Raw genomic sequence first — 6,180 nt, 5'->3', positions numbered from 1 at the left:
ACCACGGCCGAGGACAACCAGCCGTCCGTGCAGATCCAGGTCTACCAGGGCGAGCGCGAGATCGCGGCGTACAACAAGAAGCTCGGCATGTTCGAACTCACCGGCATCGCCCCGGCGCCGCGCGGACTGCCGCAGATCGAGGTGACCTTCGACATCGACGCCAACGGCATCATGCACGTCACCGCGAAGGACCTCGGCACGGGCAAGGAGCAGAAGATGACCGTCACCGGCGGCTCGTCGCTGCCCAAGCAGGACATCGACCGGATGGTCCGCGAGGCCGAGCAGCACGCAGAGGAGGACCGCCGCCGCAAGGAGGCCGCCGAGACCCGCAACCAGGCCGAACAGCTCGTCTACTCGACGGAGAAGATCCTCACCGACAACCAGGACAAGGTCCCCGCCGACGTGCGCAACGACGTCCAGGGCGCGATCGCCGAACTGCGCGACAAGCTCAAGGGCGAGGACACGGCCGCGATCCGCGCCGGCGCCGACAACCTCGCCCAGGTCAGCCAGCGACTCGGCCAGGCCCTGTACGCACAGCAGAGCACCCAGGCCACGTCCGGACCTGCCGAGGGCGGGCAGGCATCCCCGGAGGACGAGGTGGTCGACGCCGAGATCGTCGACGACGACCGGACCGGCCGAAGCGCCGCCTGAACACCTGAGCCCGGCGGGCGGGGCCATCCGCCCGCCGGATCGGCTCTTGACACGATTGCATCGGGCCGGTGCGGCTGCCCGGCCCGGCAACGGTTTCACCGCATGGCCGGCCAGCCATGGAGCAGCGGAACTACCACCCAGCAGGGCGGCCCGGAGGGCGTGCGCGTTGCAGGCGGCGCTTTTCCGTATGGGGTCCGACCAGGCCCGTTGATGAATCTTGAGCCAAGGCTTGTCAAGTTTGCTGCGGCGAGCTATATAGGAATTGTCGTCGACATGTGCATCCCGCTTTGCGAAAGGAGTGACCGATGATGCTCATGCGAACCGACCCCTTCCGTGAGCTGGACCGCCTCACCCAGCAGGTGCTGGGCACCGCTGCGCGGCCGGCGGCCATGCCGATGGACGCCTACCGCAGTGGCGACACCTTCGTCGTCGAGCTGGACCTGCCCGGCGTGGACCCGGAGTCGATCGACCTCGACGTCGAGCGCAACGTCCTGACGGTCAGGGCCGAACGGCACCCGAGCGCCGACGAGGACAGCGAGGTCCTGATCGCCGAACGGCCAGCAGGGAATTTCAGCCGCCAGCTCTTCCTTGGGGAGACCCTGGACACCGAACGAATCGACGCCGCCTACGAGGCCGGCGTCCTGCGGCTGCGGATCCCGGTCGCCGACCAGGCCAAGCCCCGCAAGATCACGATCGGCGGCGGCGACGCGCGCAAGCAGATCAGCAGCTGAACCCGCAGTGGCGGTCAGGAGCCGGAGACGGGGCTGCCGCCCGCGCGGTAGCCCCTCGCTGCGGCGGCCGCCCGTTTGGTCAGGAGGAAGGTCATGCGCATGAAGTGGGACGCGTTTCTGGCCGCAGTCCAAGAGCGCGGAGAATACGCCACGACGGAAGAGGCGGAACGATCCTCCCGCGTCGTGCTCGCACTACTGGGCGCACACCTGGTGGGCGACGTGCGGAACGAACTGGCTGCCCATCTCCCCGAGACGCTCGCGCTGGTCCTGCTCAACCCGCTTCAGTCACACGAACCGCTGTCGCCGGAGCGGTTCATCCGGGCGACAGCGGCCTGGATCGAGGGCGCTACCGAGAAGACTGCGACCTGGGACGTCAGCGCCGTGCTCAGCGTCGTCGCCGACGTCGCCGGCGACGACCTGATGAACCAGATCCTGCTTCAGCTCCCCGCGGGGTACGACCTTCTCTTCGGTCGCCCTCAAGGAGGCTGACCAGCACGCGCGAACCCTCCAGAAGCGCACCCGGCCCCACCTCAGGCGGGGCCGGGCCACGGAGCGCCCCTCTCGGCCCCCTCTCGGCCGGTCACGGCTGGACCCTGATCGAGTAGTCGCTGTGGCCCCACAACCCCCTTGCGGGTGGAGCGCCTCGGCAACGCCGATCGGCGCGCGTTGGCACGGGCTGCACACGGAGCGCCCGCCCCGCAGGGCGTGGATCATGTTCTCCACCTCGTCCACTCACCGACCGGCAGCGCGGGCGCGCTGAACGCCTCGCGCCTCCACAACGGACCGACGTCACCTTCCCCGGCACCACCCTGGAACGGGTACGCATCGACCGGGCCGTCATGAACAGGGTCGACCTCCGCGACGCCACCGCAGTCGACATCGCCTCGGGCATCGAGTCCCTCAAAGGCGCCACGATCAGCACGGCCCAGCTGTTCGACCTCGCCCCCGCCTTGGCCCGACAAGCCGGCATCGCGGTCAAGGACAACTGGAGAAGTCAGCGGCGGCGCGGCAGCGCCGACCAAAGCAGTGAGATACCGGGGGCCAGTCGGTGGGTGACGCGCCAGCGCAGTGTGGCGGCCCCAGCATGGCCGGGGTCTGGCGGCGTACACCGTGGTCAATGGGTTACAGGCGCAAGACCCCCCGCGCGCCTGAGCGCCCTCCCCCCAGGCCCCCGCGATGCATCGATGCGCAGACGGAGGGTAGGCACGAGGGGCATCGCGCCTCGACCGGCAGCGGTCGCCGCGCACAGTGAGCGAGCAGTGGGGACGACATGGCCATCATCGTCACAATCGAGATTCCGGGCGTCGGGCAGGAGCTCTACGATGCCTGCATCAGCCGCCTCACCGACGGCGGCGAGTTCACTTCGCTCGCCGACATTCCGGCCCCCGGACTGATTTCCCACGTGGCCGGTCCGGTCGACGGCGGGTGGCGAGTCATCGACGTGTGGGAGTCCGAGGAGGCACTCGAGAACTTCTCGAAGATCCTCCAGCCGATCCTCGCCGATCTGGGACATACTGACGGCGAGCCGCAGATCATCCCAGCGCACAACGTCGTCACCAGCTGACCGACACGCTTGGTCACGGCGCGGCGGGTCAGGACACCCGCGAAGCCGGCGGCCCGCTGCAACAACGATGCCCCCGTAACCCAGGTGGTTGCGGGCGCATCGCCGGTTCCGCCGCCAGGCCGCGTCCAGGGGCCTGGCCATACCCCCGCGCCCCGGACGACGCCAGGAGTCTCTGACGTCCACGCCCTCCAAGCCCCTGCCCGAGCCGGTGCGACCACAGGCTCCCGTCCTTCCGCCCAACCTCTCACCAAGGGAAACCCATGGGTGCCATGACGTCGAACCGGTTCAGCGACGACGGCCGCTGCGGCCACCGCGGCCCCGCCGGGGTTGTGGTGCGGCGCGGGCGGCGTCCTGCCCGTATTCGCGCGGCGAGTTACCCATCTGTCCCGTTAGCTGGTAGATCTTTTGATCGGTTTTCACCAGGGGGGGTGGGTCGCGTGGCTGTCGCGTTGCCTGACTGGACGGACACTCTGCTGGACGTGATCGGGGTGGCGTGGCCGAACGTCGACGAGGATGCTACCGGGAGATGACGGATGCCCCCCTCGCGCGTCTCCATGCAGGCCGATGGCTCCAACGGGTCCCATTTGGACACCGACTTCGCCAGCCCCGACCACGCAACCCAGCAGCACCGACGCCACCGAGGAATCCGATGACCGACATCAGCGCCCTCACCTGCCTGTGCCCGCCCTCCGGTAGCCCGACAGCCATCCGCTGGGAGCCCGTGGAGGCCACGCTGGGCATGCCGCTGCCCGCCGACTACAAACAGCTCGCCGAAACGTACGGACCTGGCCGGTTCAACAACTACCTCGGGGTGTTCCACCCCCACGGCGTCACCGAATACGTCAACCTGACCGGCCCCATGCCCGCACGCATCCGCGGCCAGCTGCACCAGCAGGCACGTCAAGGCCGGCTCCCCGTGCCCCACGACCCCGACGCGCTGTTCGCAATCGGCTCCACCGACAACGGCGAGTACCTCTTCTGGATCACCGAACCGGCCGACCAACCCGACCGCTGGCGGATCACCGTCAACGAAGCCCGCGGACCGGGCTGGTTCGACTACGACGGCAACCTGACCGGCTTCCTCACCTCCATACTCACCGGCCACACCCACGTCCCTCACTTCCCGCACAGCCTGACCCAGCACCCACCTCGTTTCACCCCATCCCACCCCGTCCTCTGGAAGCCCGAGCCCACCCGGGACCAAACCCCCACCGACACCAACGCCATCCGCACCTGGGCCCAGGCCAACGGATACCAAGTCCCCCCACGCGGCCGAATCCCTCCCAACATCCGGCAGGCATGGGAAGACGCCCACAAGGCCTGAACACATCGGCCGGGCTCTGCGGCTCAACCGCAACGGCACCACCAAGGGCCGCACGCCGAGGGCCGGCGGCCGCTCACCGGCCCTCGGCTCGCAACCGCTGACCAGTGCCTGGCTCGGGGAACTGCGAGGCCGCCCCCGTGGATGGCCGACCCACACGCGTAAGGACGATCACGGGGCCGGCGTCGCAGTTCCCCGAGCCCCTGATGATGAGACGGTGCCGTAGGTCCGGAGAGCGTCGGCCGGGTCGCCGGGGCGGCCTCGCAGGGTGGCGTCCAGAAAGGCGAGGGTGGCCGCGGCGACGACGCGCGGGCTCTTCGTACGGCCCAGGGTGCCGACGATCGAGGGCACCGGCGGCAGGTAGAGCGGGGCGTCCGTGAAGGTGAGGTGCGCGGCGCCGGGGACGGTCAGCCGGTAGCTCCGCGCGGTGTTGTGTTCGAGGGCATCGGTGAGCCGGGGCAGGTAGCGCGGGTCCGTGCCCGCGGTGATCTCCTGGGTGAGCGCGAGCGCCGGCTGCTCGAGGGCGGGCGTAGTGGGGCCGTGGGGGTAGCCGTCCAGGTCGATGACGGCGTCGAACCGGCGGTCCTGCCGGGCCGCCTGCAGGGCGGCGGCTCCGCCCAGGGAGTGGCCGGCCACCGCGGCGCGGCCGGTGTCCAGGCGTCCGGTCAGCGGGTCGGTGGTCTCACCGCGGTCCAGTCGCTCCAGCTGGGTGAGGACGAAGCCGAGGTCGGCGGCCCGGACGGCGGTCCAGCCGGCGGCCAGCTCCTCGTCCCTGTCGCGGTCCCCGGAGGAGGCGGTGGTGGCGCGGATCGTGCGGCCGTCGGCGAGGGCGACGACGGTGGAGTCGTACGGGTGGTCGAGGGCGGCGACCAGGTAGCCGTGGCTGGCCAACTCCTCCGCCCAGGCGGTGTTCTGCGAACGCACCCCGCCCGACCCCGGGGAGAAGAGGACGACCGGGAACCGCTCTCCCCCGCCGGCCACCGGGGCGTCGACGACCGCGCGGCTGCGGGCCCTCGGGACGCCGTCGACCAGGAAACCGGGCAGGCCGACCCCGTCGGCGAGGGCCTCGGAGACGGTCCGCGCCTCGTCCTCCGTACGTCCCAGGTACTGGGCCCGAGGGACGCCCGCAGGGCTCTTCTGCGCCGGGTACCAGAGCTGGACCACGACTGTGCGCCGGTCGTCCGGATCGGCGGTGAAGCTCTCGGGGCGGAGCGGGTCGGTCCACTGCACCACCCGGGTGCCGACCGCGAAGCCGCCCGTCGGCTCGGGGAAGACGGGCACGGGGAAGGCCCAGGCGGCCACCGTGCCGGTGGCGATCAGGCCGGCGCAGGCCAGCGATCCCGGCAGGGCCAGCCACCAGCGGGCCCGCCGCGCCGGTCGGCCGGTACGGCTCCGCAGCATGGGTGGGAGCGCGAACGCCGAGGCGACGGCGGCGCCGGCCAGGACCGGCAGCATCTGCCAGCGGACCCCCATGATGCCCAGCACGGTCGCCGACGGTACGAGGACCGCCCCGGCCGCGGCGGTGCCAGCCCGGCGGGCGGCCGGGGGGAGCCAGCGCGCCACCAGCAGCACGACGGCGCCCAGCAGGACGAGGACTTCCGGAAGGGAGAGGGACAGCCCCGGGATGGTTTCGATCACCCGGCCATGCTCGGCGCCGGGCCCGCGCCGCCACATCGGCCCCGGGTCGCCGCCGACTGCAACAGGGGTGGCAACCAGGGCGGGCCGCGGTGCGACCGGAGTGGCAACCGGGCACCCCGGACCGGCAGCCGGCCTGCGACCGCGGGTGGTACGGGTCTCCTCCTGTGGTCGTACGCCTGCCTGGTGCGGCTCCGACGCCGGGCTCATGTGCGGCGCGGACCCGCGGCCTAGGCTGCGGCTGTACGCGGTGGCGGCCCCGGCCGGGCCGCCACGAC

Annotated in this window: 6 protein-coding genes; 5 read left to right on the top strand and 1 reads right to left on the bottom strand. The window is 71.2% G+C overall.

Translation table 11 applies throughout. The features are described 5' to 3' along the window. The 5 genes from ABZ924_RS37890 to ABZ924_RS37870 all read left to right on the top strand — a co-directional run. The coding region (locus tag ABZ924_RS37890) for an Hsp70 family protein (RefSeq protein WP_361920186.1) at positions 1-651 on the top strand (651 nt) is incomplete at its 5' end. Positions 652-959: 308 nt separating this feature from the next. Continuing rightward, on the top strand, positions 960-1,382 hold the full coding sequence (locus ABZ924_RS37885; RefSeq protein ID WP_361920188.1) for an Hsp20/alpha crystallin family protein: 423 nt from the start codon (positions 960-962) through the stop codon (positions 1,380-1,382). A 93-nt stretch (positions 1,383-1,475) separates the two neighbouring features. After that, positions 1,476-1,871, top strand: coding sequence for a DUF2267 domain-containing protein (locus ABZ924_RS37880; RefSeq protein WP_361920184.1), 396 nt, complete (start codon positions 1,476-1,478; stop codon positions 1,869-1,871). A gap of 781 nt (positions 1,872-2,652) precedes the next feature. Next, positions 2,653-2,946, top strand: a complete 294-nt coding sequence (locus ABZ924_RS37875) for a hypothetical protein (RefSeq protein WP_361920182.1) — start codon at positions 2,653-2,655, stop codon at positions 2,944-2,946. A gap of 649 nt (positions 2,947-3,595) precedes the next feature. After that, positions 3,596-4,270 carry a histone-like nucleoid-structuring protein Lsr2 gene (locus tag ABZ924_RS37870; RefSeq protein ID WP_361920180.1) on the top strand — a complete coding sequence of 225 codons (675 nt, stop codon included), beginning with the start codon at positions 3,596-3,598 and terminating at the stop codon, positions 4,268-4,270. 168 nt (positions 4,271-4,438) lie between these two features. Here the strand turns inward: ABZ924_RS37870 and ABZ924_RS37865 are convergent, their stop codons facing one another. Next, positions 4,439-5,941: a hypothetical protein gene (locus ABZ924_RS37865; protein WP_361920178.1), complete on the bottom strand. Its 1,503-nt coding sequence runs from the start codon at positions 5,939-5,941 to the stop codon at positions 4,439-4,441. Positions 5,942-6,180: the final 239 nt, after the last annotated feature.

Source organism: Streptomyces sp. NPDC046876 (genome assembly GCF_040645035.1).
Taxonomy (GTDB): Bacteria; Actinomycetota; Actinomycetes; order Streptomycetales; family Streptomycetaceae; genus Streptomyces.
This window is presented reverse-complemented; position numbering and strand designations above follow the sequence as displayed.